Origin of the sequence: Terrabacter sp. Soil810 (genome assembly GCF_001429645.1) — a bacterium.
Classification (GTDB): domain Bacteria; phylum Actinomycetota; class Actinomycetes; order Actinomycetales; family Dermatophilaceae; genus Terrabacter.
This window is the reverse complement of sequence record NZ_LMSW01000011.1, coordinates 1,599,004-1,624,529: the sequence shown is the minus strand read 5'-3', so window position 1 is coordinate 1,624,529 and position 25,526 is coordinate 1,599,004. Positions and strand designations below refer to the sequence as shown.

Annotated in this window: 21 protein-coding genes and 3 pseudogenes; 15 read left to right on the top strand and 9 right to left on the bottom strand. The window is 71.7% G+C overall.

All coding sequences use genetic code 11. From position 1 onward, the window contains the following. Position 1 precedes the first annotated feature (1 nt). On the top strand, positions 2 to 472 hold the full coding sequence (locus ASG96_RS13425; protein WP_057588440.1) for a YdeI/OmpD-associated family protein: 471 nt from the start codon (positions 2 to 4) through the stop codon (positions 470 to 472). Here the strand turns inward: ASG96_RS13425 and ASG96_RS13420 are convergent. From ASG96_RS13420 to ASG96_RS13410, 3 genes are all read right to left on the bottom strand, one after another. Beyond that, positions 469 to 1,698: an RNA polymerase sigma factor gene (locus ASG96_RS13420; RefSeq protein ID WP_057588189.1), complete on the bottom strand. Its 1,230-nt coding sequence runs from the start codon at positions 1,696 to 1,698 to the stop codon at positions 469 to 471. The genes ASG96_RS13425 and ASG96_RS13420 overlap by 4 nt on opposite strands. Further along, positions 1,698 to 2,021 carry a YciI family protein gene (locus ASG96_RS13415; protein ID WP_056756902.1) on the bottom strand — a complete coding sequence of 108 codons (324 nt, stop codon included), beginning with the start codon at positions 2,019 to 2,021 and terminating at the stop codon, positions 1,698 to 1,700. The genes ASG96_RS13420 and ASG96_RS13415 overlap by 1 nt, the downstream gene beginning before the upstream one ends. A 125-nt stretch (positions 2,022 to 2,146) precedes the next feature. Continuing rightward, a complete protein-coding gene (locus ASG96_RS13410) occupies positions 2,147 to 3,499 on the bottom strand; it encodes a PLP-dependent aminotransferase family protein (RefSeq protein WP_056756900.1) in 1,353 nt (450 codons plus the stop codon). 60 nt (positions 3,500 to 3,559) lie between these two features. On the opposite strand from ASG96_RS13410, the gene ASG96_RS13405 reads away from it, so the two are divergent. Beyond that, on the top strand, positions 3,560 to 5,062 hold the full coding sequence (locus ASG96_RS13405; RefSeq protein WP_057588439.1) for a CoA-acylating methylmalonate-semialdehyde dehydrogenase: 1,503 nt from the start codon (positions 3,560 to 3,562) through the stop codon (positions 5,060 to 5,062). Between the two features lie 96 nt (positions 5,063 to 5,158). Continuing rightward, entirely contained in the window at positions 5,159 to 6,493 is a 1,335-nt protein-coding gene (locus ASG96_RS13400) for an aspartate aminotransferase family protein (RefSeq protein ID WP_057588438.1), read from the top strand. Positions 6,494 to 6,568: 75 nt separating this feature from the next. Here ASG96_RS13400 and ASG96_RS13395 read toward each other — a convergent pair whose 3' ends face one another. Next, positions 6,569 to 7,408, bottom strand: a complete 840-nt coding sequence (locus tag ASG96_RS13395) for a PD-(D/E)XK nuclease family protein (RefSeq protein WP_056756897.1) — start codon at positions 7,406 to 7,408, stop codon at positions 6,569 to 6,571. A 105-nt stretch (positions 7,409 to 7,513) separates the two neighbouring features. On the opposite strand from ASG96_RS13395, the gene ASG96_RS13390 reads away from it, so the two are divergent. The 4 genes from ASG96_RS13390 (at position 7,514) to arc (ending at position 12,249) form a co-directional block, all read left to right on the top strand. Beyond that, the gene (locus ASG96_RS13390) at positions 7,514 to 8,659 is read left to right on the top strand and encodes a site-2 protease family protein (protein ID WP_056756895.1); all 1,146 of its coding nucleotides are present in this window, start codon (positions 7,514 to 7,516) and stop codon (positions 8,657 to 8,659) included. A 169-nt stretch (positions 8,660 to 8,828) separates the two neighbouring features. Next, complete coding sequence (locus ASG96_RS13385) at positions 8,829 to 9,314, top strand: single-stranded DNA-binding protein (protein WP_082588698.1); 486 nt, start codon at positions 8,829 to 8,831, stop codon at positions 9,312 to 9,314. An 11-nt stretch (positions 9,315 to 9,325) separates the two neighbouring features. Then, complete coding sequence (locus tag ASG96_RS13380; protein WP_056756892.1) at positions 9,326 to 10,429, top strand: tRNA (adenine-N1)-methyltransferase; 1,104 nt, start codon at positions 9,326 to 9,328, stop codon at positions 10,427 to 10,429. A gap of 56 nt (positions 10,430 to 10,485) precedes the next feature. Next, positions 10,486 to 12,249, top strand: coding sequence for a proteasome ATPase (gene arc, locus ASG96_RS13375; protein WP_056756889.1), 1,764 nt, complete (start codon positions 10,486 to 10,488; stop codon positions 12,247 to 12,249). 93 nt (positions 12,250 to 12,342) lie between these two features. On the opposite strand, the gene ASG96_RS13370 is transcribed toward arc, so the two are convergent. The 4 genes and pseudogenes from ASG96_RS13370 to ASG96_RS13360 all read right to left on the bottom strand — a co-directional run bounded on the left by ASG96_RS13370 (position 12,343) and on the right by ASG96_RS13360 (position 14,749). Continuing rightward, positions 12,343 to 12,741, bottom strand: coding sequence for a DUF3054 domain-containing protein (locus ASG96_RS13370; RefSeq protein WP_056756886.1), 399 nt, complete (start codon positions 12,739 to 12,741; stop codon positions 12,343 to 12,345). Further along, positions 12,738 to 13,125: pseudogene (locus ASG96_RS24240) on the bottom strand (uracil phosphoribosyltransferase); the annotation flags it as partial. The pseudogene ASG96_RS24240 and the gene ASG96_RS13370, both read right to left, overlap by 4 nt. 1 nt (position 13,126) lies before the next feature. Continuing rightward, positions 13,127 to 13,710: pseudogene (locus ASG96_RS24235) on the bottom strand (ribose-phosphate diphosphokinase); the annotation flags it as partial. A 40-nt stretch (positions 13,711 to 13,750) separates the two neighbouring features. Then, entirely contained in the window at positions 13,751 to 14,749 is a 999-nt protein-coding gene (locus ASG96_RS13360; protein WP_057588188.1) for an alpha/beta hydrolase, read from the bottom strand. A 105-nt stretch (positions 14,750 to 14,854) separates the two neighbouring features. Here ASG96_RS13360 and ASG96_RS13355 point away from each other — a divergent pair, with 105 nt between their 5' ends. The 5 genes from ASG96_RS13355 (at position 14,855) to prcA (ending at position 21,059) form a co-directional block, all read left to right on the top strand. After that, positions 14,855 to 17,464 (top strand): lysylphosphatidylglycerol synthase transmembrane domain-containing protein, encoded by a 2,610-nt coding sequence (locus ASG96_RS13355; protein WP_057588187.1) that lies wholly within the window; start codon positions 14,855 to 14,857, stop codon positions 17,462 to 17,464. Positions 17,465 to 17,542: 78 nt separating this feature from the next. Then, positions 17,543 to 19,063 carry a depupylase/deamidase Dop gene (gene dop / locus ASG96_RS13350; RefSeq protein ID WP_057588186.1) on the top strand — a complete coding sequence of 507 codons (1,521 nt, stop codon included), beginning with the start codon at positions 17,543 to 17,545 and terminating at the stop codon, positions 19,061 to 19,063. Between the two features lie 153 nt (positions 19,064 to 19,216). After that, positions 19,217 to 19,423 carry a ubiquitin-like protein Pup gene (locus ASG96_RS13345; RefSeq protein ID WP_056756869.1) on the top strand — a complete coding sequence of 69 codons (207 nt, stop codon included), beginning with the start codon at positions 19,217 to 19,219 and terminating at the stop codon, positions 19,421 to 19,423. Continuing rightward, on the top strand, positions 19,420 to 20,253 hold the full coding sequence (gene prcB, locus ASG96_RS13340; RefSeq protein WP_057588185.1) for a proteasome subunit beta: 834 nt from the start codon (positions 19,420 to 19,422) through the stop codon (positions 20,251 to 20,253). Before ASG96_RS13345 ends, prcB begins: the two co-directional genes overlap by 4 nt. Then, the gene (prcA, locus tag ASG96_RS13335; RefSeq protein ID WP_056756861.1) at positions 20,250 to 21,059 is read left to right on the top strand and encodes a proteasome subunit alpha; all 810 of its coding nucleotides are present in this window, start codon (positions 20,250 to 20,252) and stop codon (positions 21,057 to 21,059) included. The genes prcB and prcA overlap by 4 nt, the downstream gene beginning before the upstream one ends. A 121-nt stretch (positions 21,060 to 21,180) precedes the next feature. On the opposite strand, the gene ASG96_RS13330 is transcribed toward prcA, so the two are convergent. Beyond that, positions 21,181 to 22,407, bottom strand: coding sequence for a hypothetical protein (locus ASG96_RS13330; protein ID WP_056756859.1), 1,227 nt, complete (start codon positions 22,405 to 22,407; stop codon positions 21,181 to 21,183). Positions 22,408 to 22,680: 273 nt separating this feature from the next. Here ASG96_RS13330 and pafA point away from each other — a divergent pair, with 273 nt between their 5' ends. The 3 genes and pseudogenes from pafA to ASG96_RS13315 all read left to right on the top strand — a co-directional run. Then, positions 22,681 to 24,072 (top strand): Pup--protein ligase, encoded by a 1,392-nt coding sequence (pafA, locus tag ASG96_RS13325; RefSeq protein WP_056756855.1) that lies wholly within the window; start codon positions 22,681 to 22,683, stop codon positions 24,070 to 24,072. Between the two features lie 157 nt (positions 24,073 to 24,229). Further along, a complete protein-coding gene (locus tag ASG96_RS13320) occupies positions 24,230 to 25,225 on the top strand; it encodes an FKBP-type peptidyl-prolyl cis-trans isomerase (protein WP_057588184.1) in 996 nt (331 codons plus the stop codon). Between the two features lie 43 nt (positions 25,226 to 25,268). After that, positions 25,269 to 25,526: pseudogene (locus tag ASG96_RS13315) on the top strand (FKBP-type peptidyl-prolyl cis-trans isomerase); the annotation flags it as partial.

The following is a 25,526-nucleotide window of genomic DNA, read 5'->3' as shown; positions in this document are numbered from 1 at the left end:
CGTGGGTGAGACCGTCCAGACCTTCCGCACCGTCCTCGAGGCGACGGGTGGGAACAACGTCGGCATCGTGGTGCCCGACGAGGTCGTCGCGGCATTCGGCCGAGGCAAGCGGGTGCCCGTCTCCGTGACGGTGGACGGCACGTACACGTATGCGACCTCGATCGCCTCCATGGGTGGCCGGTTCCTCGTGTCCTTCAACGCTGCGACACGGGCCGCCACGGGACGCGGTGCCGGCGACGACATCGAGGTGCGGCTCGAGCTCGACGACGGTCCGCGTGAGGTCGACGTGCCCGAGTCGCTGCGGGCGGCCCTCGACGCCGACCCCGGGGTCCGGACCGCCTGGACGTCGCTGTCCAGCAGCAAGCAGAAGGCGCACGTCCTCTCGGTGTCGTCGGCCAGGACCGAGCCCACCCGGGAGCGGCGTCTGGCGCTGGTGGTCGAGGCGTTGCGCGAGGCCGGCGCCCGAGGCTAGGCCAGCTGGTCGCGGCGACGCTTCAGGTAGGCCGTCTCTGCCGTGTTGCCCGCCAGCTCGATCGCCTGCTCATACGCCGACCGCGACTCCTCGCTCCGACCGAGACGACGCAGCAGGTCGGCGCGGGTCGCGTGGTAGGCGTGGTAGCCGCCCAACACCTCCCGGAGGCGGTCGACGGTGGCGAGCGCCACGTCCGGACCGTCGAGCTCGGCGAGCGCGATGGCGCGGTTCAGGGCGATGATCGGGGACGGGTCTAGGCGGACCAGCTGGTCGTAGAGGGCGACGACCTGCGACCAGTCCGTGTCGCGCATGTCGCGGGCGGAGGTGTGCACGGCGCTGATCGCAGCCATGACCTGGTAGCGACCCGGCGCCACCCCTGAGTCGAGCCGCTCGCGCACGAGTCGGTGACCCTCGGCGACGAGCGCCACGTCCCAGGCGCCCCGGTCCTGCTCGTCGAGCGGCACCAGCTCTCCCGTCGCCGAGACCCGGGCGGTCCGACGGGCCTCCGTGAGCAGCATCAGCGCCAGGAGTCCGGCCACCTCGCCGTCCTCCGGCAGCAGGTCACGGACCATCCGGGTGAGCCGGATCGCCTCGGCGGTCAGGTCGTGGCGGACGGGGTCGGTGTCGGGGCCGGTCGCGAGGTAGCCCTCGTTGAAGACGAGGAAGAGGACGCCGAGCACCCCGGAGACCCGTGCGGGGAGGTCCGCCGCGGCCGGCACGCGGTACGGGATGCGCGCCACCGCGATCTTGGCCTTGGCCCGGGTGAGGCGGCGAGCCATCGCCGACTCCTGGACCAGGAAGGCGCGGGCGATCTCGGGCACCGTCAGGCCGCCCACCATCCGCAGCGTCAGCGCGACGCGGGCCTCCATCGCGAGGGCCGGGTGGCAGCAGGTGAACACGAGTCGGAGACGGTCGTCGTCGATGGCGCCCAGCGGTTCTGGTCGACTGTCGTCGTGCGCCATCGCAGCCTCCCGGTGCTTGTGGTCGCGCTTGCTCTCGCGTCGGATGCGGTCGATCGCCTTGCGGTTGGCGGTGGTGGTCAGCCACGCGCCGGGGTTGGGGGGTGTGCCCTCGGTGGGCCACCGCTCGACGGCGGTCGCGAACGCCTCGGCCGCAGCGTCCTCGGCGAGGTCGAGGTCACCGAATCGCCGCGCCAGGGAGGCGACCACTCTGGCCCACTCCTCGTGGTGGGCCCGGGTGATCTCTGCGCTGACCTCGAGCGGCATCACAGGAACGGACGCACCTCGATCTTCCGGTTGCAGGCCCTCGACCCCTCGGCGCCGAGCTCGAGCGCCACGTCCAGGTCCGGGGCCTCGAGGATCCAGAAGCCGGCGAGGTACTCCTTCGACTCGAGGAAGGGCCCGTCGCTGAAGACCGGCTCGTCCCCGCGGTTGTCGATGACCGTCGCCGGGTCCGGGGAGCCGAGGCCACCGGCGAAGACCCAGTAGCCGTCGGACCTCAGCCGCTCGTTGAAGGCGTCGATGGCGGCCTCCTCGGTGGGCGTGTCCGGACCGGTGCCGTCGTCGATGACGGATACGAGGTACTGCATTGGATCGTCTCCTCTGACTCGGGCCGCCCCTCGCGGGCCGCCTCTCACCCCTACCACGAATACCCCGACCCCGATCGGACAGCGCGTCCCGGACCACCTCAGGGGCCCGGCCCCTCTGGACGAGCTCAGCGGTGCTGCGCGGTCCAGGCGCCGGCGCTCGCGGCTTCGGCGATGAGGTCGGCGACCTCGGCGTGGTTCTCGCGCACCAGTCCGGTGGTCACGCGCACGTGCCCCTCGGGCCCGGCGACGTGCTCCACGGAGAACGGTGACCCGGGGGTGACCGCGATGCCCTGGCTCGCGAGCCGGAGCACCGCCGCGGCCTCGTCCCGCACGGGCACCCAGATGTTGAGCCCGTCGGTGCCCGGCACGTCGATGCCGTGCTCGGCGAGGCGGGCGACCACGAGCTCTCGGCGACGGGCGTACTCCGCCCCGGCCGAGGCGATGCCACGGGCGCAGCCCTCGTCGCGCAGCAGTCCGGCCAGGACCCGTTGGAGCAGCCTGCTCGTCCAGCCCTGCCCGATGGCGCGCGCGTGGCGCACCGGGGCGAGCAGCGAGTCCGGGCCGCTCAGGGCGGCGATCCGCAGGTCCGGTCCGTGCGACTTGCTGAAGCTGCGGATGTGCAGCACCTGGTCAGGGATCCACGTGCCGAGGCTGATCACCGCCGACGTCGAGATGGGACCGCTGGAGTCGTCCTCGACGACGACGCAGTCATGACCCTTCAGCAGCGCGGCGAGCCGGCGCGCCCGGGTGGGCGACATCGAGACTCCGGTCGGGTTCTGACCCCGCGGCTGGATGACGACCGCTGCCGGCCGTCGAGGCAGGAGCGCCTCGACCCGGTCCAGGTCGAGCCCGGTCTCGTCGAGCGGCACCCCGACGACCTCGACGCCCCGGTCCTCGAGCAGGTCGAGCAGGGGAGGGAAGCCCGGGTGCTCGACGAGGACGAGGTCACCCGGGCGCAGCAGGGCCCGGGTGACGAGGTCCAGCGCGTCCATCGCGCCGTCGACGACCAGGAGGTCGTCAGCGGCATACGGCCAGTCGCGGGTCAGCTCGGCGCGCAGCTCGTCGAGCACCGGGTCGTCGAGGTAGCTGCTGGGCGTGGTCGGGTCGGTCAGCGCCGACAGCACCGGGACGAGCGGGGGCAGCAGCGTGCTGTCGGGGATGCCGGTCGACAGGTCGAGGCTCACCGGTGACTCGTGACGCAGGGCCCGGGTGTAGCGCTCGCCGCCTCGTGCGGTCGGTGCGACGGTCGTGCCCCGACGCCCGGCGGACCGGATCGTGCCCGAGCGCGCGAGGAGCTGCCAGGCGGCGCTGACGGTCGTCGGCGACATCATCAGCTCCTCGGCCACCCGACGGATCGGGGGCAGCTGGTCGCCCGGCAGCAGGGTGGCGTCGCGGATGGCCCTCGACACGGCTTGGGCGAGCCCCTTGGCAGTCGGGGCGTCGAGGCGCTCCTCGATGGAGGAGATGACGGCGCGCATGTTCGTAACATAGCAATGAGGTCTTTGTGTGGGGTAGAGGTGGCACGTAGCGTGGACCGCATGACGACCTCCACCGTGACGACCATCGACCACTGGATCTCCGGCGCCCGCGTGCCCGGCACCTCGGGACGCACCGCCCCGGTGCACGACCCGGCGACCGGCCGCCAGACCGGCGAGGTGCCGCTCGCCTCCGCCGCCGAGGTGGACGACGCCGTCAAGACCGCGGTCGCGGCCGGACGCGACTGGCGCACGAGCTCGCTGTCGAAGCGGGCCGCCGTCCTCTTCGCCTTCCGCGAGCTGCTCCACACGCGCACCGACGAGCTGGCTGCCATCGTCACCGCCGAGCACGGCAAGGTCCTCTCGGACGCCGTCGGCGAGATCGCCCGCGGCCTCGAGAACGTCGAGTTCGCGACCGGTGTCCCTCAACTGCTCAAGGGCGGCTTCTCCGAGCAGGCCGCGAGCGGCGTCGACGTCTACAGCATCCGCCAGCCGCTCGGTGTCGTCGCCGGCATCACGCCCTTCAACTTCCCCGTCATGGTGCCGCTGTGGATGTGTGCCAACGCGATCGCCTGCGGCAACAGCTTCGTCCTCAAGCCGAGCGAGAAGGACCCGTCGGCCGCACTCTTCCTCGCGCAGATGTGGAAGGACGCCGGGCTGCCCGACGGCGTCTTCACGGCCGTGCAGGGCGACAAGGAGGCCGTCGACGCGCTCCTCGACCACGAGGACATCGCGGCCGTCAGCTTCGTCGGGTCGACCCCCATCGCGAAGTACATCTACGAGCGCGGTACCGCCAACGGCAAGCGCGTCCAGGCCCTCGGCGGTGCCAAGAACCACGCGCTCGTGCTCCCCGACGCCGACATCGAGATGGCTGCGGACGCCATCGTCTCGGCGGCCTACGGGGCGGCGGGGGAGCGCTGCATGGCCCTGTCCGTCGCGGTCGCCGTGGGCGACGTCGGCGACGACCTCGTCTCGGCGATCTCCACCCGGCTGCCGAAGCTCACCGTCGGACCCGGCGCTGCGGAGGGCACCGACATGGGTCCCCTCATCACGCGTGAGCACCGGGACAAGGTGGCCGGCTACGTCGCTGCCGGCGCCGAGGCCGGTGCCACGGTCGTCGTCGACGGACGCGAGCAGGACGTTCCCCAGGACGGCTTCTTCCTCGGGATGACGCTGCTCGACGACGTGACGCCCGACATGACCGTCTACCGCGACGAGATCTTCGGGCCCGTCCTGTCGGTCGTCCGCGTCGCGACCTACGACGAGGGCCTGGCCCTCATCAACCGCAACCCGTATGCCAACGGCACCGCGATCTTCACCCGTGACGGAGGGGCCGCGCGCCGCTTCCAGAACGAGGTCGAGGTCGGCATGGTGGGGATCAACGTGCCCATCCCCGTCCCTGTCGCGTACTACTCCTTCGGCGGCTGGAAGGACTCGCTCTTCGGCGACACGCACATGTACGGCCCCGAGGGCATCAACTTCTACACGCGCGGCAAGGTCGTGACGCAGCGGTGGCCCGACCCGGCCACCTCGAGCGTCGACCTCGGCTTCCCGCGCACCCGCTGAGAGGACCCACCCGTGACCGACCTGAGCGACCTGAGCAACCCGATCGGCGTGACCGAGCTCGACCGGCGCCCCGTGGTCGCCGACCTCCTCGACGAGATGACCGAGGCGCAGGTGCGCACCCTCGACCGCGAGCACGTGTTCCACTCGTGGTCCGCCCAGGGACTCATCGACCCGCTGCCCATCGCACGGGCCGAGGGCTCCTACTTCTGGGACTACCAGGACAAGCGCTACCTCGACTTCAGCAGCCAGCTCGTCAACGTGAACATCGGCTACAACCACCCGAAGGTCGTCGCCGCCATCCAGGAGCAGGCCGCCCGGCTCGCGACGATCGCACCGTCGTTCGCCAACGATGCCCGCAGCGAGGCTGCGCGGCTCATCACCGAGGTCGCGCCCGAGGGACTGTCCGCCGTCTTCTTCACCAACGGCGGGGCCGAGGCCAACGAGAACGCGATCCGCATGGCCCGGCTGCACACGGGGCGCCACAAGGTGCTCGCGACCTACCGCAGCTACCACGGCGCGACAGGCGGCTCGATCACCCTGACCGGAGACCCGAGGCGCTGGCCGTCCGAGCCCGGCCTCGCGGGCATCGTGCACTTCTGGGGCCCGTACACCTACCGGTCGGCCTTCCACTCCGAGACCGAGGAGCAGGAACGCGACCGTGCCCTCCAACACCTGTGCGACACGATCATGGTCGAGGGCGCGCACACGATCGCGGCCATCATCCTCGAGACGGTCGTCGGAACCAACGGCATCCTCGTCCCACCGGACGGCTACCTCCAGGGCGTCCGTGACCTCTGCGACGAGCACGGCATCATCCTCATCGCCGACGAGGTCATGTCCGGCTTCGGCCGGTGCGGCGAGTGGTTCGCCGTCGACCGCTGGGGCGTCCGCCCCGACCTCATCACCTTCGCCAAGGGCGTGAACTCCGGCTACGTGCCGCTCGGCGGCGTCGTCATCTCGGACGAGATCCGGGCGAGCTTCGACCAGCGCGCGTTCCCCGGCGGGCTGACCTACTCGGGCCACCCGCTCGCCTGCGCCTCGGCGGTGGCGTCGATCAACGCCTTCCGCGAGGAGGGCATCCTCGACAACGCCCGGATGCTCGGCACCGACGTCATCGGCCCGCGCCTGCGCGAGATCGCCGCGAGGCACCCGAGCGTCGGCGACGTCCGGGGGCTCGGGGTCTTCTGGGCGGTCGAGCTCGTGCGCGACCGGGAGACCCGCGAGCCGCTCGTGCCCTACAACGCCGCGGGCGAGGCGGCCGCCCCGATGACGGCCTTCGCGGCGGCCTGCAAGGAACGTGGGCTCTGGCCGTTCACCCACTTCAACCGGACGCACGTCGTGCCGCCGTGCACGACGACCCCGGCGGAGGCCGAGGAGGGGCTGGCGGTGCTCGACCAGGCGCTCGACGTCGCCGACGAGTTCACCGCCTGACGGCGCTCGAGCGTCGCGAGGGCGTATGCCGCTGGGTCCGGGCCCGGCGGCATACGCCCTCGGTCGTGGGCCGGGTCAGGCGTCGAGCTCGACGAGCCCGGTGACGCTCGGGTCGACGGCGCGCTGGGCGGCGTCGTCGGGCAGCGGCGGGGGAGTGCCGCCCCAGGCGGGGCACAGGGCACGGTGGTCGCACCAGTCGCACAGCCGGCTGGGGCTGGGCCGCCAGTCGCCGGTGGTGGCCGCGCGCTCGATCGCCTGCCAGAGGGCCTTGACCTTGCGCTCGGTGCCCAGGAGGTCCTGCTCGTCGGGCTCGTAGGCGACGATCTCGCCGTTGCCGAGGTAGACCAGCTGCAGGCGCTTGGGGATGACGCCTCGCTGGCGCCACAGCACGAGCGCGTAGAACTTCATCTGGAAGAGCGCCTTGGCCTCGAAGTGCTCGGAGGGCGATCGACCCGTCTTGTAGTCGACGACGCGCATCTCGCCGCCGGGGGCCACGTCGAGCCGGTCGACGTAGCCGCGCAGGACGAGCCCGTCGACCTCGGTCTCGACGTAGAGCTCGCGCTCGGCCGGCTCGAGCCGCGTCGGGTCCTCAAGCCCGAACCACGTCTGCAGCAGCGTCGCGGCGCCTGCGAACCACTCGTCGGTGCGGCCGTCGTGGTCGGCGAGCAGGTCGAGCATCGCCGGCTCCTCCTCGGCGAGGCGCTCCCACTCCCCGGGGACGAGCCCGACGGCAGCCTCGATGGTGCGCTCGCTAGCCGGGAGGTCGAAGAGCCGCTCGAGGACGGCATGGACGAGCGTGCCCCGGGCCGTCGCCTGCGTCGGCGGCGACGGGAGCTTGTCGATGACCCGGAAGCGGTAGAGCATCGGGCACGACATGAAGTCGGAGGCCCGACTCGGGGACAGCGCTGCAACCATGGGGCGACTGTATGCCGCGGGGCCGACACCGGCGGTCCGGTACCCACAGCCCGCGCACGGGACCGGCACAGGGAGCGGCGCGGCACAGGGCATAGGGTCGGGCCCATGAGCACTCCCGCACGCCCGGACGCGTCTCACGGGTGGCGGATCGGCAGCCTCGCCGGGACCCCGGTCTACCTCGGCCGGTCCTGGCCGATCATCGCCGTGCTCATCGTCGTCGTCTTCGGGCCCAACCTCTCCCGGTCCGACCGCGGAGCCATCTACGGCTACCTGCTCGCCGGCGCCTACGCGTTGCTGCTGCTCGTCTCCGTGCTGGTGCACGAGGCGTCGCACGCGTTCGCGGCCCGCTGGCGGGGCCACCCGGTGAACCGGATCGTCGCCGACGTGTGGGGTGGACACACCGTCTACGACGCCAACCGCACCTCGCCGAGCACGACGGCCATCGTCGCCGTGGTCGGTCCGCTCTCCAACCTGGCGCTCGCCGCGGTCGTCTGGGGCCTGCGGGTGCTGACGACCAACGAGACGGCCCTGACGCTCCTCGGCATCGTGGCCTTCGCCAACGTCCTCGTCGGCGTCTTCAACCTCCTGCCCGGCCTGCCGCTCGACGGAGGCCAGATCGTCAGCGCCCTCGTGTGGCGGGCGACCGGCAGCAAGGGTCGCGGTCTCGTCACGGCCGGCTGGCTCGGACGCGTCGTCGCGGTGCTGACGGTCGCGTGGTTCGCCCTGAAACCGCTCGCCGAGGGGCGGGCCCCCGACATCTTCGACCTCGTCTGGCCGTTCGCCATCGCCTTCTTCCTCTGGCAGGGCGCGACGGGCGCCGTCCGGGCGGGACACATCCACGAGGCGACCGCGCAGCGTGCGACCGACGTGCTCGAGCCGCTGTCCCTCGTAGCGGGCACGGCCCCCCTGGCCGAGGTCGAGGCCGCGGTCACCGCCGGGGCCTGGGTGGCGGCTGCCGACCCCACGGGGTGGCCCCTCGGCGTCGTCGACGCCGACTCCGCGGCCGGGGTGCCGACCGAGAGCCGGGCGCGCACGGCCATCGCGTCCGTGACCCTGGCCCAGCCGGCGTCCTGGGTCGTCGCACTGCCCGACGACGCCGTGCTCACCGATCTCATCCGCGTCATGAGCGAGCGTGAGCTCTCGCTCGCCGTCGTCGTCGACGAGGCGACCCGTGACATCCGGGGCCTGGCGAGCGCCGAGCGGATCAACGCGGTGGTCGGCGCCGAGCTGGCGCGACGGGGTCGACGCTGACGCCCCGCAACCCCGTGACGGTCTGCACCAGGCTCCCGACGCCGTGCCGTGTCCACACCCCCTCCGTCCCTCGCTCCGCCGTCCACAGACGGGCCCGACGGAGCTGCGCAGCTGCCGACCTCCCGTCACCGTTGGCCCAGGGCCCGACGGGCGGGCCGGAGGAGGCACCATGAGGACGAGCCGGAGCGGGACGACGACGAGCGCGGGTGGAGCGGTGCCCCGGCCGAGGTCGAGCCCCGGTCGCGGGGCACGCGACCGGGCAGAGCCCGGGGCGTCGCCCGAGACCCCACCGCAGCCGGGCCGCAACGAGGTGCTCCTGAGTGGCCGCCTCGGCGCCGAGGCGGAGGAGCGCGAGCTGCCGAGCGGTGACCGCATCGCCACGCTCCGGGTCGTCGTGCCGCGCGAGCAGTCGACCGGCAGGCGACGCGCGGTCACCGACGGACCCAAGCGGGCGACGGTCGACACCATCGATGTCGTGTGCTGGACGGCCGCGACTCGCCGGACCGCGCTGCGACTGCGCAGCGGCGAGCTCGTCGAGGTCGAGGGAGCGCTCCGTCGCCGCTTCTTCGGTGGGCCCGCCGGTCGCCAGAGCCGTTACGAGGTCGAGGCGGCGGCGCTCCGGAAGCTGTCCGGCGGAGGTGTCGCCGGCACCTAGACTGTGCTCCCATGACCGACGCCGAGCAGCCCGACGCCGAGCAGTCCCACGTCCCCGGTGCGCACGACCGCCGCGGTGTCTTCGAGGTCGGGGAGCGCATCCAGCTGACCGACCCGAAGGGGCGTCTGCACACGATCACTCTCGAGCCCGCCCGCGAGTTCCACACCCACCGTGGCTTCCTGCGGCACGACGACCTCATCGGCTCCCACGACGGCTCCGTCGTCACGAACACCGCGGGCGTCGAGTACCTCGCGCTCCGCCCGCTCCTCAGCGACTACGTCATGTCGATGCCGCGTGGCGCGGCCGTCGTCTACCCGAAGGACTCGGGCCAGATCGTCCAGATGGCCGACATCTTCCCGGGCGCGACCGTGGTCGAGGCCGGTGTCGGCAGCGGGGCGCTGTCCATGTCGCTGCTGCGGGCCATCGGCGAGCGGGGACGGCTGCTGTCGTTCGAGCGACGCGAGGACTTCGCCGACATCGCGCGCGGCAACGGCCGCGCCTTCTTCGGCGGCGACCACCCCGCCTGGACCGTCACCGTCGGCGACCTCGTCGAGTCCCTGCCGTCGGTCGCCGAGGCGGGGACGGTCGACCGGGTCGTGCTCGACATGCTCGCCCCGTGGGAGTGCCTCGACGCCGTCTCCGACGCGCTCATCCCCGGCGGCGTGCTCATCTGCTACGTCGCCACGACGACCCAGCTGAGCCGGGTGGCCGAGGGCATCCGCGCCCACGGCGGCTTCACCGAGCCCTCAGCCTGGGAGTCGCTCGTGCGCGGCTGGCACCTCGAGGGCCTCGCCGTGCGTCCGCAGCACCGCATGCACGGCCACACGGGCTTCCTCATCACGACGCGCCGGCTCGCTCCCGGGGTCGTTCCGCCCGAGCGCAAGCGCCGCCCGGCCAAGGGTGCCTACGGTGACGCGGGCGACACGGTCGCGACCACGGGCGACGCGTCCGACGACGCGACCGGCGTCGTCGCGCCCATCGCCGGGTCGACCGCCTCGACGGACATCCCGGCGGAGGCCTGGACCCCCGAGGCGCTCGGCGAACGGGTCAAGAGCGACAAGACGATCCGACGCGTACGCCGATCACTGGCTGAAACGTCCGACGACATCGGCTGACTCGGGGTTAGGGTCGAATCGTCACTATGTGCGAGTGACGGATTGAGGAGGCCGAGATGTCTGATGACGTCCGCAACCCAGACCCCGAAGGTGCCGCCGGCGCCGGAGTCCCCGGAGCGGGGGACCGCGAGCTCGCAGCCCTGCGCGCCGAGGTCGAGTCGCTGCGCGAGGTGACGCGACACTCGCCCCAGCGCACCCGTGAGCTCGAGGCGCGGCTGGCCCACGTCCAGACGAGCCTGTCGACGCTGTCGTCCCAGAACGAGCGCCTCGTGCGTACCCTCAAGGACGCTCGCGAGCAGATCGTCACCCTGAAGAAGGAGGTCGACCGCCTCGCGCAGCCGCCGAGCACCTTCGGCCTCGTCGTCGACCCGCCGGACGACGGCGCGATCGACATCATCACCGGCGGTCGCAAGATGCGTGTCGCGATCAGCCCCTCGGTCGACCAGCACGAGCTCGGACTGGGCCGCGAGGTCATGCTCAACGAGGCCCTCAACGTCGTCTCCGTCCACGGCTACGAGCGGGTGGGCGAGGTCGTCACCGTCAAGGAGCGCCTCGACGACGAGCGCGTCGTCGTGGTGACCCACGGTGACGAGGAGCGCGTGTGTCGCATCGCGACGCCGCTGCTCGGCGAGCACTTCCGCGTCGGCGACTCCCTCACCCTCGACCCGAGGTCGAACTTCGTCCACGAGGTCGTCCCCAAGCTCGAGGTCGAGGAGCTCGTGCTCGAAGAGGTGCCCGACGTCGACTACGAGGACATCGGCGGCCTGGCCGGTCAGATCGAGCAGATCCGCGACGCCGTCGAGCTGCCCTTCCTGCACCCCGAGCTCTACAAGGAGCACGCGCTGAAGCCGCCGAAGGGCGTCCTGCTCTACGGCCCTCCCGGCTGCGGCAAGACGCTCATCGCCAAGGCGGTGGCGGCGTCACTGGCCCGCCAGGTCGCCGCGCGCACGGGCAAGCAGACGGAGAAGAGCTACTTCCTCAACATCAAGGGCCCGGAGCTGCTCAACAAGTACGTCGGCGAGACCGAGCGTCACATCCGGCTCATCTTCCAGCGCGCCCGTGAGAAGGCCTCCGACGGGACGCCGGTGGTCGTCTTCTTCGACGAGATGGACTCGCTCTTCCGCACGCGCGGATCCGGCGTCTCCAGCGACGTCGAGACGACGATCGTGCCGCAGCTGCTCGCCGAGATCGACGGCGTCGAACGCCTCGACAACGTCATCGTCATCGGAGCGTCCAACCGCGAGGACATGATCGACCCCGCGATCCTGCGGCCGGGACGGCTCGACGCGAAGATCAAGATCGAGCGCCCCGACGCCGAGAGCGCGCGTGACATCTTCAGCAAGTACCTCGTCGACACGCTGCCGCTGCACGAGCACGACCTCGCCGTCAACGGTGGGGACCGGGACGCCACGGTCGAGGCGATGATCACGGCCGCGGTCGAGCGGATGTACTCCGAGATGGAGGAGAACCGCTTCCTCGAGGTCACCTACCAGGGCGGCGACAAGGAGATCCTCTACTTCAAGGACTTCAACTCGGGCGCGATGATCCAGAACATCGTCGACCGGGCCAAGAAGCTCGCCATCAAGGACTTCCTCACGACGGGCCAGAAGGGCATCCGCGTCGAGCACCTGCTCAACAGCTGTGTCGACGAGTTCAAGGAGAACGAGGACCTCCCCAACACGACCAACCCCGACGACTGGGCGCGGATCAGCGGGAAGAAGGGCGAGCGCATCGTCTACATCCGCACGCTGCTCAAGGGCAAGGACGGCACCGAGCCGGGTCGGTCCATCGCGACGGCCAACACGGGCCAGTACCTCTGACCGAGGGCGTATGCCGTGTGGCCGGGACGTCCCGGCCACACGTGGCCTCTCGACGTCGACCACGCGGCCACACGTGGCCTCTCGACGGTTGAGCTAGGCGTGGTGCGCTGACGCGCGGGTGCGGCGGACGGCATACGCCCCGATGGCGCGCCAGCCCAGCAGGAAGAGCGCGAGCACCACGGACGCGACCACGACGAAGCTGACGGCCGTGCCCGACCCGACCGCGTGCCGCAGCAGCATGCCCACGAGGACGGTCGCGAACCAGACCGTGACACCCGGCGCCACGTCGAGCGGCCACTCGTGCCGCACGAGCCGCACGACGAGCCAGCCGAGACCGGTGCCGACGAGGAAGGGCCAGGCCGTGGCCAGGACACCGACGACGGGGCTCGACTCGTCGTGGCTCGCCCGGCCGACTCCCGCGAACACGAGGACGAGGACGACGTCGAGGAGCAGCGCGACCAGGGGCCGGCGCCACCAGGCGAGGCGGCTCATGGGTGCGTGTCGAAGGGGAGCTTGGCCTGCGGCGGGGCGTGGGTCGGGTCGACCCCCTCGAAGAGCGAGCTGACCGACCGACCGTGGTGGATGCGGCTGATCGCCTCGGCGAAGAGGGCCGAGACCGAGCGCACCTTGAGCTCGGGCCAGCCGTCCGGCGCCGGGACGGTGTCGGTCGTGACGACCTCGGTGACGAACGGGTGGTCGCGCAGCCGCTCGACCGCCTTGCCGGCGAAGAGGCCATGGGTGCACACGATCGCGGCCTCGGTCGCGCCGGCGTCCTTGAGGCGGTCCATGAGCTCGAGCATCGAGCCGCCCGTCGCGATCTCGTCGTCGAGGATGATGGCACGTCGACCCGAGACGTCGCCGACGATCGAGTCGATGNCCCCGCCGCTTCGAGCCGGCGGCGACGGGCAGGCCCAACAGGCGGGCGAACTGGGTCGCGACCTTGGCGTTGCCGAGGTCGGGGCTGACGACGATCGAGTTGCCGAGGTCGTTGTCGCGGAAGTGGTCGGCGAGGACGCCGATGGCCGTGAGGTGGTCGACCGGCGTCGAGAAGAAGCCGTGCACCTGGGGGGCGTGCAGCGCCATCGTCAGCACCCGGTGGCAGCCGGCCGTCGAGATCATGTCGGCCACGAGGCGTCCGCCGAGCGAGATGCGCGAGGCGTCCTTCTTGTCGGAGCGGGCGTAGGCGTAGTGCGGCATGACCGCGGTGATCTGCGCCGCCGAGGCGCCGCGGGCCGCGTCGATCATCAGGAGCAGCTCCATGAGGTGCTCCTGGGTCGGCGGCACGAGCGGCTGCACGATGTAGACGTCGCGCTGGCGACAGTTGGCGAGCAGCTGCGCCTGGAGGCAGTCGTTGCTGAACCGCTTGATGTCGACGGGAGAACGGGTCACCCCGAGATGGGAGCAGATCCGGTCGGCCAGCGCGGGGTGCGCCGAGCCGCTGAACACGACGACATCGTTCACTTCGAGACCATCCCTCACGAGACTCGCGTGCGTTCGCAGACTATCCGACCGTTCCGGGTCGCGCGTGCCGGGCGACCCACAGGGCGAGCTCCGCGCGGGCCGCACCGCCGACCCGGGTGGCCCCGGGGAAGCTCATGAAGCCGTGCGGGACGCGGGGGTAGTTGGTGTGGCGAACGACGACTCCGGCGGCACGCAGCGCGGCGGCGTAGGCGGCGCCCTCGTCGCGGAGCGGGTCGAGGTCGGCCGTCTGCACGAGCGTCGGGGGCAGCCCGCCGAGGTCGTCGGCGTGCAGCGGCGAGACGAGCGGGTCGAGCGGGTCGAGGGCGTCCTCGCCGTCGCCGAGGTAGTGGGCGAGGAACGCGTCCATGTCGCTGCGGGTGAGGATCGGCGCCTGCGCGTGCTGGGACACCGAGGGCGAGCTCATCGTCGCATCGACGGCGGGGTAGACCAGCGCCTCGTAGGCGACGTCGGCGCCGCCCTCGGCGCGGAGGACCTGCGCGGCCACGGCTGCCAGGTTGCCGCCCGCGGAGTCTCCGGCGAGGCCGAGGCCGGTGTGCCGGACGCCGTCGCCGGACGCGTCGGACGCGGCCCACCGGACGGCATCCACGCAGTCGTGGACTGCCTGGGGAGCGCGGTGCTCCGGAGCCAGGCGGTAGTCGACGTTGAGCACGGCCACCCGGGCGCGGTCGGCGATCCAGGCACAGATGGGGTCATATCCGCGCGTGTTGCCGAGCACCCACCCGCCTCCGTGGAACCACAGCATCGCGGGCAGGGCCTGGCCTTCGGTGTGTCGCGGCCGGTAGGTGCGCACGTCGACGACGTGCCCGTCGCGGGCGGTGAAGCTCGTGTCACGGATCTCCACCCCGGCTGGGACCGAGCCCGTCACCCACGTGAACGGCACTCGTGGCGGAGCGAACCACGCTCTGCTGCGGGCGATCTCGTCACCGGAGAGCATCCGTGACCCGTCTCGGGTGCGGCTCAGCACGCGGGCGAGGAGCTTGGTGCGCAGAGGCATGTCCCACGAGTCGGTGACCGTCACGGCGTCAGTCTCGCACCGGTTCCTGATGGTCGGTGCATCGGGCGCACCAAGCACGGCACGGCGACGCTGCGGCCATTCGGCCCCAGGCTCAGGCAGGATTGGGCCATGCCCGGCGACTCGGAGAGGACGCGGCCCCCCACGGACGGGGCCGTCCCCCGACCCGCCGAGGCGCTGGACGACACCACGGGGGAGACGATGCGCCGGACGGCGGAGGACGTGCACGAGCAGAGCGAGCGCGGTGACGAGGGTGGCGAGGTGACCGTGGGGGAGACGGTCGCCGCGATGGCCGACGGCGGCGCTGCCCCCGGGCAGCCGCCCGGGTCCCCGGGCGGACGTGCCCATGCGTCCGCTCCCGACGTCGAGGTCCTCGAGCCGCCCATCCCGGATCGCGTGCGCCGCCCCGTCGACGGCGTGCGCCTTGCCGTCGCCGTGGTGATCCTCGTGCTGGGACTCGTCGGGGCCGACCTCGCGGCGGGCACGCGAGGCGCGGTCGAGCAGGACCTCACCGACGCCACGAGCGGGCTGCCCAGACTGCTGCTCACGCTGCTCGGCTGGATGAGCGGCATCGGCGTGCTGCTCCTGCCGATCGGCGTGGGCGCCGACCTGCTGGTGCGCCGTCGGCCGATGCAGCTGATCCAGGCGCTCGGCGCCGCCGTCGTGGGAGGCATCCTCGTCATCGTGCTCGCCGTGCTCGTCGAGTCGGGCAACGGGGGGTTCGTCACCGACGTGCTGACGCGGCCGACGGCGACGGGGCACACGGGACCACTCGACATCGTCATCGTCTCGATGGTGGCGCTGCTCACCGTCGCCGACATCTCGGGCCGCAAGTGGATCTCGCCGATCGCGACGGTCGTCGTCATCGCGACCCTCGTCACGACCCTCCTCTCGGGCGCCCTGACCCTCGCGGCCCTCGCCTGCTCGCTCCTCGTCGGCTGGATCGTCGGCCTGGTCTTCCGCCTCGCGTTCGGCGTCAGGTCGACCAGGCCCCCGGGTGTCGAGGTGGCTGCGGTGCTCGTGGCCGGCGGGGTGCCCCTGACCCGTCTGGAGCTCATCGACGCCAACGACGCCGGTGACCGGCGCTACGTCGGTGCCACGCACGACGGGATCCTCGACGTCCACGTCATCGACCGTGACACGTTCGGTCTCGCCTCAGGTCGGCGCCTGCTGCGCGTGCTCCGCCTCCGCAGCGGCTTCACCAGGCCGCCCGCCCTGACGCTGCGCTCCGAGATCGAGCACCGCACCCTGATGGGGCTCGCCCTGCACGACGCGGGCATCCGGGCCCCCCGGCCGGTGGCCGTCTCGGAGGTCGGGCCGTTCTCGGCCGTCATCGCCTACGACGAGCCGCAGGGCACGCCGCTCAGTGACGTCGACGGCGACCTCGACGACGCCCGGCTCGCCGCGATCTGGCGCCTGGCAGCCACCCTCCACCGGCGCCGCATCGTGCACCGTCAGCTCGGACCGTCGACGGTCCTCGTCGACGACCGCGGCGGGGTCGCACTCTCGAGGCTGGGCAGCGGCGACGTCGCCGCTGACGACATCAGCCTGCGCATCGACCTCGCTCAGCTGCTCACGACGGTGGCCCTCGCCGTGGGTCCGGAGCGCACCGTCGACTCGGCCGTCGCGGCGCTCGGCGAGGACGCCGTCCTGCGAGCCGTCCCGGTGCTCCAGCCGGTCGCCCTGAGCCCGGACGCCCGGGTGGCGCTCAAGGCGTCCAAGTCGGTCATGGGCGAGCTGCGTGAGCGGCTCGTGGCCCTGCGGCCGAAGGCCGAGGCCGTCGAGCCCGTCCAGCTCCGGCGCATCTCGGCGCGTGGCGTGGTCACCCTGGTCGGTGGGGGCATCGCCGGCTACCTGCTCCTGACCCAGCTCGCCCAGGTCGACATCGGCGAGGTCGTCACCACCGCCGACTGGCGCTGGGCGGCTCTCCTGGTGCTCTTCGCGGCAGCGACCTTCGCCGGGGCCTCCATCGCGCTCGCCGGCGCCGTCCAGATCCACCTCAGGTTCATGCGGACGTACATGACCCAGCTCGCCGTCGCGTTCAGCGGTCTCGTGGCGCCGGCCGCCGTGGGCAACATCGCGCTCAACACGCGCTACCTGCAGACCTCGGGCCTGTCCCCGACGATCGCCGGAGCGAGCGTCGGTGTGGCGCAGGTCGCCCAGTTCTGCTCGTACTTCGTCCTGCTCGTCATCTCGGGCGTCATCGCCGGCACCGGGCCCGCGGTCTCGTTCAGCCCGTCCCCGGTGCTTGTCGCCGCGATCCTCGTCGTCGTGATCCTCGCGCTCGGGCTGCTCGCCCTGCCGAAGGTCCGGGCGCTGCTCACCGACCGGGTGCTCCCGCAGGTCAAGTCCGCCGTCCCTCAGGTGCTCGCCGTCCTCCAGCACCCGGCGAAGCTCATCCAGCTGCTCGGTGGCGCGCTGCTCCTCGACATGTCGTTCGTCGCGGCGCTCGTCTGCGCCACGAGGGCGTTCGGCGCCGACGCACCCGTGGCCGCCATCGCGGTCGTCTACTTCGCTGGTGCCATCGTCGGCTCGGCCGTGCCGACGCCGGGCGGTCTCGGCGGCATCGAGGCCGCCATGTCGTTCGGCCTCATCTCCATCGGGGTCGACAGCGGCACCGCGGTCTCGTCGGTCCTGCTCTATCGTCTCGCGACCTACTGGCTGCCGATCCCGTTCGGGTGGTTCTCGCTCAACAGGCTGCAGAAGGTCGGGGCCATCTAGGCCCGCCTGACGGCATACGCAGACAGCGCGGGACGGACCGTCCGCGGCGACGCGGCCGAGGGCGGTTATCGTCGGGCCATGACGGTGCGGCGGATCATGGGGCTCGAGACCGAGTACGGCATCTCGGTGCCCGGGGACCCGATGGCCAACCCGATGTTCCTCTCGGGACAGGTCATCAGCGTGTATGCCGCGGCCCAGGGGATCCGGTCCAACCAGTCGAGCTGGGACTACGCCTTCGAGGACCCGCTGCGCGACGCCCGCGGCTGGCAGCTCGACCGGCAGACCGCCGACCCGAGCCAGCTGACCGACGTCGAGGACCCGACGCTGGCCAACGTCGTGCTGACCAACGGCGCGCGCTACTACGTCGACCACGCCCACCCCGAGTACAGCTCGCCCGAGGTCACCCTGCCGCGCGATGCCGTGACGTGGGACCGCGCCGGTGACGCGATCGCCCTCGAGTCGGTGCGCCTGCTCGCCACGCGCCCCGGACAGCCGCCGGTCAACCTCTACAAGAACAACGCCGACGGCAAGGGCCAGTCCTACGGCACCCACGAGAACTACCTCATGCCGCGGCGCACGCCCTTCCCAGACATCGTGCGACACCTCATCCCGTTCTTCGTGACCCGTCAGGTCGTGTGCGGTGCGGGCCGGGTCGGCATCGGTGTCGACAGCAGGGGAGCGGGCTACCAGATCTCCCAGCGGGCCGACTTCTTCGAGACCGAGGTGGGCCTCGAGACGACGCTCAAGCGCCCGATCATCAACACCCGGGACGAGCCGCACGCCGTGGCCGACCGCTACCGGCGCCTGCACGTCATCATCGGCGACGCCAACCACCTCGACGTCGCGACCCTGCTCAAGACCGGTACGACCTCGCTCGTGCTCGGGATGATCGAGGACGGCCACCTCACCGAGGACTGGTCGATCCGGCGTCCGGTGGCCGCGCTCCAGACCGTGTCGCACGACCCGACGGTCACCGCCACCGTCGAGCTCGTCGACGGGCGCAGCGTGACCGCGCTCGACCTCCAGTGGATGTACCTCGAGGCGGCCCGTGCCTGGCTCGACCGCCGCGGCGACGACCCCGAGGCCGAGGCGACGGCCGAGGTGATGGGCCTCTGGGAGGAGGCGCTCACCGGCCTCGGCCGCGACGTCATGTCCTGCGCGCCCCTGCTCGACTGGGTCGCCAAGCTCCAGCTGCTCGAGGGCTACCGGGCCCGCGACGGCCTCGCGTGGGACGACCACCGCCTCGCCGCCATCGACATCCAGTGGGCCGACGTGCGCCCCGAGAAGGGGCTCGTGCACCGCCTGCGCGACCGGGGTCTGCTCCGCGACCTCGTGACGCCCGAGGAGGTCAAGGCGGCCCAGACCACGCCGCCCGAGGACACCCGGGCGTGGTTCCGCGGCGAGTGCGTCCGGCGCTTCACCTCGCAGGTGTTCTCGGCCAGCTGGGACTCCGTCGTCTTCGACGTGCCGGGACGCGCCAGCCTGCAGCGCGTGCCCATCCTCGAGCCCGAGCGCGGCACCCGGGCGCAGGTGGGCACCCTCCTCGAGCAGAGCGCCGACGTCGGCGAGCTCCTGCGCGGGCTGGCCACGCCCGAGTAGATGCAGGCGTGCAGGCGCCGTGGTCGATGCGGGACGCCGTCGTGCGCGACACCGGGGGAGCGGCGCGTCCACCGTCGGCGGTGGGTCCTCGGACGGCGAGGGGCGCACGGGTTAGGGTCGGGGCACGAGGTCTTTCACGTCTGGGAGGTAGCCATGCCGGGTCAGGAGCACGTCAAGCCGCAGCGTCGTGACGAGGAGCCGCCGGAGACGCCGGAGGCACCCCCGACCGCGCCCGCCGGCGCCGCCGTCAAGGAAGGGCTGTCCGACGACATCGACAGCGTCCTCGACGAGATCGACGGCGTCCTCGAGTCCAACGCCGAGGAGTTCGTCCGCGGTTTCGTCCAGAAGGGCGGCCAGTGACCCAGTGGTCCACGGGGCGTCCCCGCCGGCTCGACGACGCCTTCCTCAGCGCGGGGTCGTCGTCGTTCACCGAGTTCGTCTCCGCCTACCGTCCGGAGCTGCTCCCCTCAGGTCGGCGACTGCCGTCCGGCGCGAGCATCGAGGCGCCGCACGGCACGACCATCGTCTCCCTGCTCTTCGACGGGGGCGTGGTCATGGCAGGCGACCGCCGCGCCACCATGGGCAACGTCATCGCCAACCGGGACATGGAGAAGGTCTTCGCCGCCGACGACTACAGCGTCGTCGGGATCGCCGGCACGGCCGGTATCGCCATCGAGCTCGTCCGGCTCTACCAGGTCGAGCTCGAGCACTACGAGAAGATCGAGGGAGCGATCATGTCGCTCGAGGGCAAGGCCAACCGCCTGGCCTCGATGATCCGTGGCAACCTCGCGCTCGCCCTGCAGGGTCTGACCGTCGTCCCGACGTATGCCGGCTTCGACCTCGAGTCGGCCACCGGGCGGATCTACTCCTATGACGTCACGGGCGGGTGCTACATCGAGGGCGGCCACCACTCGACCGGTTCCGGGTCGGTCTTCGCCCGTGGCGCCCTCAAGAAGCTGTGGCGACCGGGGCTCGAGGAGCAGCAGGCCGTGTCGGTCGCGGTCGAGGCGCTCTACGACGCCGCCGACGACGACTCCGCCACCGGGGGTCCCGACCTCGGCCGCCAGATCTGGCCGACCGTCGCGGTCGTCGACCACTCCGGTGCGCGGTTCGTCGCACAGGACGTCCTCGAGGCACACGTGCAGCGCATCGTGGCGGCCCGTCGAGACAACCCGGGAGGTGCCCGATGAGCATGCCGTTCTACGTCCCGCCCGAGCAGGTCATGAAGGACCGGGCCGACTTCGCGCGCAAGGGAATCGCCCGCGGACGCTCGGTCATCGTCGTCGGCTACGACCGTGGCATCGCCTTCGTCGCCGAGAACCCCTCGCGGGCGCTGCACAAGGTCTCCGAGATCTACGACCGCATCGCCTTTGCCGCCGTCGGTCGCTACAACGAGTTCGAGAGCCTGCGCGTCGCCGGCATCCGCTATGCCGACCTGCGCGGCTACTCCTACGACCGCACCGACGTCACGGCACGGGCCCTCGCCAACACGTACGCCCAGACCCTCGGGGCGGTGTTCACCCAGGAGTCCAAGCCGTTCGAGATCGAGATCGTCGTGGCCGAGGTCGGGGTCGACAGCGACACCGACCAGATCTTCCGGCTCACCTACGACGGGTCGGTCGCCGACGAGCAGGGCTTCGTGGCGATGGGCGGCGCGAGCGACGCCGCCGAGGAGCGTCTCGGCACCGGCTGGCGACCCGGCATGACGCTGGCCGAGGTCCTCCGCCTGGCCGTCGACGTGCTCGGTGCCGGTGAGAACGGCGAGCGGCGCGCCCTCGACGAGGCCCAGCTCGAGGTGGCCGTGCTCGACCGCGACCGGCCACGGCGCTCGTTCCGGCGGATCGTCGGTCCGCTGCTGACGCGGCTCCTCGGCGACCCGCCCGTGACCGCGGACGCGCCGACTGGTGCCCCCGAGGCGGACCGTGTCGCGCCCGAGGGGAATCCGGCACCGTCGGGGGAGACTCCCGACGCTCCCGGGCAGATGCCGCCCGCCTGAGTGCCCCGCAGCGGCGCAGTCGCCCGAGGGCGCACACGTCGAAGGCCACCCACCGGTCCGGTGGGTGGCCTTCGTGTCGTGCGTGTGCTGCCGTCGTCCCGTCACGGGCGACGCCGGCGCGTCAACGGCGGGTGGCGCCGACCTTGTCGCTTGCGGCGCTGCGCTGGTAGTACGACGACTCGTCGGAGCCGTAGGACGAGCTCTCGCCGTCCGTGTCGACACCCTCCGCGTCGTCGCCCTGCCCGTCGGCGGCCTCGGCCGTCGGCTGCGCGTCGTCAGGCTGGTCCGCGTCGGACGCGGCAGCCTCGGACGGGGCCACCTCGTCACGGTCGTCGCCGCTGTCGTCGGCGGACGCCGCCTGCTGGACGGCCGGGACCGGCTGCTGGGCGTCGGCGACCTGGGGCGGCTGGGCCGTCTTGGCCGGAGCGCCGAGCGTGTCCATGAGGGCGCCGCCACCGAGGGTGGCGAGCATCTGGCGCACGTTGCCGAGCTGTGCGGTGATGCTGTCGCGCTGAGCCGTCGAGGCCGCGAGCTCCCGGTCGGACTCCTCACGCAGGCGCGAGGCGTGGTCGCGGGCCTCGGACACGATCTGGTCGGACTGGGTCTGGGCGTTCTCGAGGAGGCGCTCGGCCTTGGCCCGCATCTCGTGCGCGTCGTGCTCGGCACGCTCGGTCAGCTGGCGCAGGCGGGACTCGCTCTCGTTGAGGGCGGCCTCCTGCTGCTGGCGGCGGGCCTCGAACTCGGCGTCGGCGGACTCGCGGCGCGCCGCGAGCTTGACCTCGAGCTCGGCGGAGGCCGTGGACGCCTTGAGGCGGTGGGACTCGTACTCGGCGGCCGCCTCCTGGCGCTGCGCCGCGGTGACGCTCTGGGCCTCGGCCACGACGGCCTGGGCCTCGCGGTTGGCCTGCGCGATGATCCGCACGGACTCCTCGTCGGCGCGGGCGCGCGCCTGCTCGGCGTACGTCGCCGTCGTCGCCTTGAGCTCGGCGGCGGCGCGGTTGGCGCGCTCGCGGATCTCGTCGGCCTCGCCGTTGGCGCGGGTGCGCATCTCGCCGGCCTCCTGGTCGGCGAGCGACAGGATCTGGGCGATGCGCTCACCGAGGTCGGCGAACGTCTGGGCCGGGGCGGGGGAGCTGTTCTTCTTGAGGTCGGCCATGACGCGCGACTGCTGACCGAGCTGTCCCCGAAGATCGGTCAGGGCGGCGTTGAGCTTGGTCAGCTCGACGCTCCGCTCGGCGGCGTCCTTCTTGGCCGCCTGCAGGGTGCGGTTCTGCGACTCGATGAACGAGTCAACCTCTTCGGGCTCGTAGCCGCGGCGGGAGAACTTGAAGTGTGGTCTGTCGATCATTTCCGTCCAATGCAGGGGATCGTGGAGGGGTACGGCAAGAGGGGGACAGCGGCCATTGTGACAGCCACACCTGACTGACTATCACAGACGTCGGTAAGTCGGACACCGAGCCGGACGATCGTCGCGACACCGAGACACCAGTTCCCCGGGATCTCTTCCGACGGCGTGCCACGACGGCCCTACCCACGCCTGCGGGGCGCCCGGGACGGGCCCGGCCGCGCCGACGGGTGGTCGTGCCCGACGGTCCCGGGACGCGCCGCCTAGAGTTGGTTCATGGAGCGGCGGATCTTCGGGATCGAGAACGAGTACGGCGTCACCTGCACGACGCAGGGCCAGCGTCGCCTGACTCCGGACGAGGTCGCCCGCTACCTCTTCCGCCGCGTCGTCGCCTGGGGACGGTCGAGCAACGTCTTCCTCGGCAACGGCGCCCGGCTCTACCTCGACGTCGGGTCCCACCCGGAGTACGCTACGGCCGAGTGCGACTCGGTGCGCGAGCTCGTCATCCAGGACAAGGCCGGCGAACGAATCCTCGAGGGTCTCGTCGAGGACGCCCAGGGTCGGCTGCGTGACGACGGCGTGGAGGGCGAGATCTTCGTCTTCAAGAACAACACCGACTCCGCCGGCAACTCCTACGGCTGCCACGAGAACTACTGCTACGGCCGTTCGGGCGACTTCCAGCGCGTCTCCGACATGTTCATCCCGTTCCTGATCAGCCGCCAGATCACGTGCGGCGCCGGCAAGGTCGTCGCCACCGCGCACGGGGCGAGCTTCGCCGTGAGCCAGCGCGCCGACCACATCTGGGAGGGCGTGTCGTCGGCGACGACCCGGAGCCGCCCCATCATCAACACCCGCGACGAGCCGCACGCGGATGCCGAGAAGTACCGCCGCCTGCACGTCATCGTCGGTGACTCCAACATGTCCGAGACGACCAACCTGCTCAAGGTCGGCAGCGCCGACCTCGTCCTGCGGATGATCGAGTCGGGCGTCGTCATGCGCGACCTGTCCATGGAGAACCCCATCCGTGCGATCCGGACGATGAGCCACGACCCCACCGGACGGGCCACCGTGCGACTCGCCAACGGCCGTGAGCTCTCGGCGCTGGACATGCAGCGCGAGTACCTCGACAAGGCCATCGAGTTCGTCGACCGCGAGGGGATGGACAGCCCCGACACGAAGCAGGTCATCGACCTGTGGGGTCGCGCGCTCGACGCCATCGGCTCGGGTGACCTCGGCGCGATCGACACGGAGATCGACTGGGTCATCAAGTACCGCCTCATCGAGCGCTACCGCGCCAAGCACGGACTCGCGCTCACCGACGCGAGGATCCAGCAGATCGACCTCGCCTACCACGACATCAACCGGCGTCGCGGGCTCTTCTACCTGCTCCAGCGACACGGTCGGACGGCGCGCGTCGCCTCCGACGTCGAGATCTTCGAGGCCAAGGTGCGCCCGCCGCAGACCACCCGGGCGAAGCTGCGCGGTGACTTCATCCGCGCGGCGCAGGCGCACGGGCGCGACTTCACGGTCGACTGGGTGCACCTGAAGCTCAACGACCAGGCGCAACGCACCGTGCTGTGCAAGGACCCCTTCCGGTCCGTGGACGAGCGGGTCGAGCGCCTCATGGAGACCATCGACCGGTCGCCCACCATCCAGCGTCCGCTCTGACCGCGCAGGGCCCGACACCGCCCGGGATGGGCCCGGTCACGACCTGTGCGGACCTGTCAGTGCGCTGTGAAGCGCGCACAAGGGTGAGCGTTACAGTGGCTGGGATTTGCCCTGCGGGACCTCCACGCCCGCCCGCCCCGACCGAAAGTCTCTCCCAGTGCGCCCCAACCGACCGGCCGCTCGCACGGCCGTTGCCCTGATCGCTGCCCTCGGGCTCACGAGCCTCGCCGCCTGCGGGTCCGACTCGTCCGGCACCTCCGGCACCGCCACGACGACCGTGGCCCCCTCGGTCGCGCTCAAGGGCGTGACCGCCACCGGCGCCGTCGACCTCAAGACGGCCCCGAAGGTGACCCTCGGCGCCACCCCGATCAGCTCGAAGGCCGTCGAGCACAAGGTGCTGACCCCGGGCACGGGCAAGGCCGCGACCAAGGCCGACACCGTGCGCCTGCGCGCCCAGATCTACAACGGCACGAGCGGCAAGCTCATCGACGACGGCTACGCCGCGGGTCGTTCGGCGGAGGCCTACCGCCTCGGCCGCACCGACATCGTCGCCGGCTTCACCGAGGGCCTCGTCGGCGCCACGAAGGGCGGCCGCATCGCCTTCACGATCCCGCCCGAGAAGGGTTTCGGCTCGGCCGGCAACGACCAGCTCGGCGTCAAGGGGACCGACACCATCGTCGTCGTCGCCGACATCCAGGACGTGCACACCCCGCTGACGAAGGTCGACGGCACCCAGACGGCGGCCCCCGCGGGCCTGCCCACCGTCGAGTTCAAGAACGGCCCCACCAAGGAGCCCACGGTCACGGTGCCCAAGACCGCGGCCCCGACGACGACCCAGCAGGCGACGCTCATCCAGGGCACGGGCGCCACGGTCCAGAAGGGCCAGACCATCAGCGCCCAGTACCACGGCGTCCTCTGGAAGGACGGGAGCGTCTTCGACTCCTCGTGGCAGCGCGGCGCGGCCGCGGACTTCCCGATCGGCGTCGGGGGCGTCATCCCCGGTTGGGACAAGACACTGGTGGGCAAGAAGGTGGGCAGCCGCGTGCTGCTCGTCATCCCGCCGGCCGACGGGTACGGCAAGGCCGGCAGCGCGCCGAAGATCTCCGGCACCGACACGCTCGTCTTCGTCGTCGACATCCTCGACGCGTACTGACCGCACCACCCACCGAGTTCACCGACGAAAGGGAACACGCAGCATGGCACTCGACCCCAACCGCACGAAGCCCGAGATCGACTTCCCTGAGGGTGACGCACCCGCGGACCTCGTCGTCGAGGACCTCATCGAGGGTGACGGCCGCGAGGCGAAGGCCGGCGACACCGTCAGCGCCCACTACGTCGGTGTCGCGCACTCGACCGGCGAGGAGTTCGACTCGTCCTGGAACCGCGGCAGCGCGCTCGACTTCCGTCTCGGCGTCGGCATGGTCATCCCGGGCTGGGACAAGGGCATCGAGGGC

Excerpts from the sequence above, each read along its gene's own strand:
- ASG96_RS13345 (WP_056756869.1), top strand. The coding sequence starts at position 19,217 with ATGCCGGGTCAGGAGCACGTCAAGCCGCAGCGTCGTGACGAGGAGCCG.
- ASG96_RS13410 (WP_056756900.1), bottom strand. The coding sequence starts at position 3,499 with ATGCGCGCCGTCATCTCCTCCATCGAGGAGCGCCTCGACGCCCCGACT.
- ASG96_RS13370 (WP_056756886.1), bottom strand. The coding sequence starts at position 12,741 with ATGAGCCGCCTCGCCTGGTGGCGCCGGCCCCTGGTCGCGCTGCTCCTC.
- ASG96_RS13355 (WP_057588187.1), top strand. The coding sequence starts at position 14,855 with ATGCCCGGCGACTCGGAGAGGACGCGGCCCCCCACGGACGGGGCCGTC.
- ASG96_RS13390 (WP_056756895.1), top strand. The coding sequence starts at position 7,514 with ATGAGCACTCCCGCACGCCCGGACGCGTCTCACGGGTGGCGGATCGGC.
- ASG96_RS13330 (WP_056756859.1), bottom strand. The coding sequence starts at position 22,407 with ATGATCGACAGACCACACTTCAAGTTCTCCCGCCGCGGCTACGAGCCC.
- ASG96_RS13395 (WP_056756897.1), bottom strand. The coding sequence starts at position 7,408 with ATGGTTGCAGCGCTGTCCCCGAGTCGGGCCTCCGACTTCATGTCGTGC.
- arc (WP_056756889.1), top strand. The coding sequence starts at position 10,486 with ATGTCTGATGACGTCCGCAACCCAGACCCCGAAGGTGCCGCCGGCGCC.
- ASG96_RS13420 (WP_057588189.1), bottom strand. The coding sequence starts at position 1,698 with ATGCCGCTCGAGGTCAGCGCAGAGATCACCCGGGCCCACCACGAGGAG.
- pafA (WP_056756855.1), top strand. The coding sequence starts at position 22,681 with ATGGAGCGGCGGATCTTCGGGATCGAGAACGAGTACGGCGTCACCTGC.
- prcA (WP_056756861.1), top strand. The coding sequence starts at position 20,250 with ATGAGCATGCCGTTCTACGTCCCGCCCGAGCAGGTCATGAAGGACCGG.
- ASG96_RS13385 (WP_082588698.1), top strand. The coding sequence starts at position 8,829 with ATGAGGACGAGCCGGAGCGGGACGACGACGAGCGCGGGTGGAGCGGTG.
- ASG96_RS13415 (WP_056756902.1), bottom strand. The coding sequence starts at position 2,021 with ATGCAGTACCTCGTATCCGTCATCGACGACGGCACCGGTCCGGACACG.
- ASG96_RS13400 (WP_057588438.1), top strand. The coding sequence starts at position 5,159 with ATGACCGAGGCGCAGGTGCGCACCCTCGACCGCGAGCACGTGTTCCAC.
- ASG96_RS13380 (WP_056756892.1), top strand. The coding sequence starts at position 9,326 with ATGACCGACGCCGAGCAGCCCGACGCCGAGCAGTCCCACGTCCCCGGT.
- dop (WP_057588186.1), top strand. The coding sequence starts at position 17,543 with ATGACGGTGCGGCGGATCATGGGGCTCGAGACCGAGTACGGCATCTCG.
- ASG96_RS13405 (WP_057588439.1), top strand. The coding sequence starts at position 3,560 with ATGACGACCTCCACCGTGACGACCATCGACCACTGGATCTCCGGCGCC.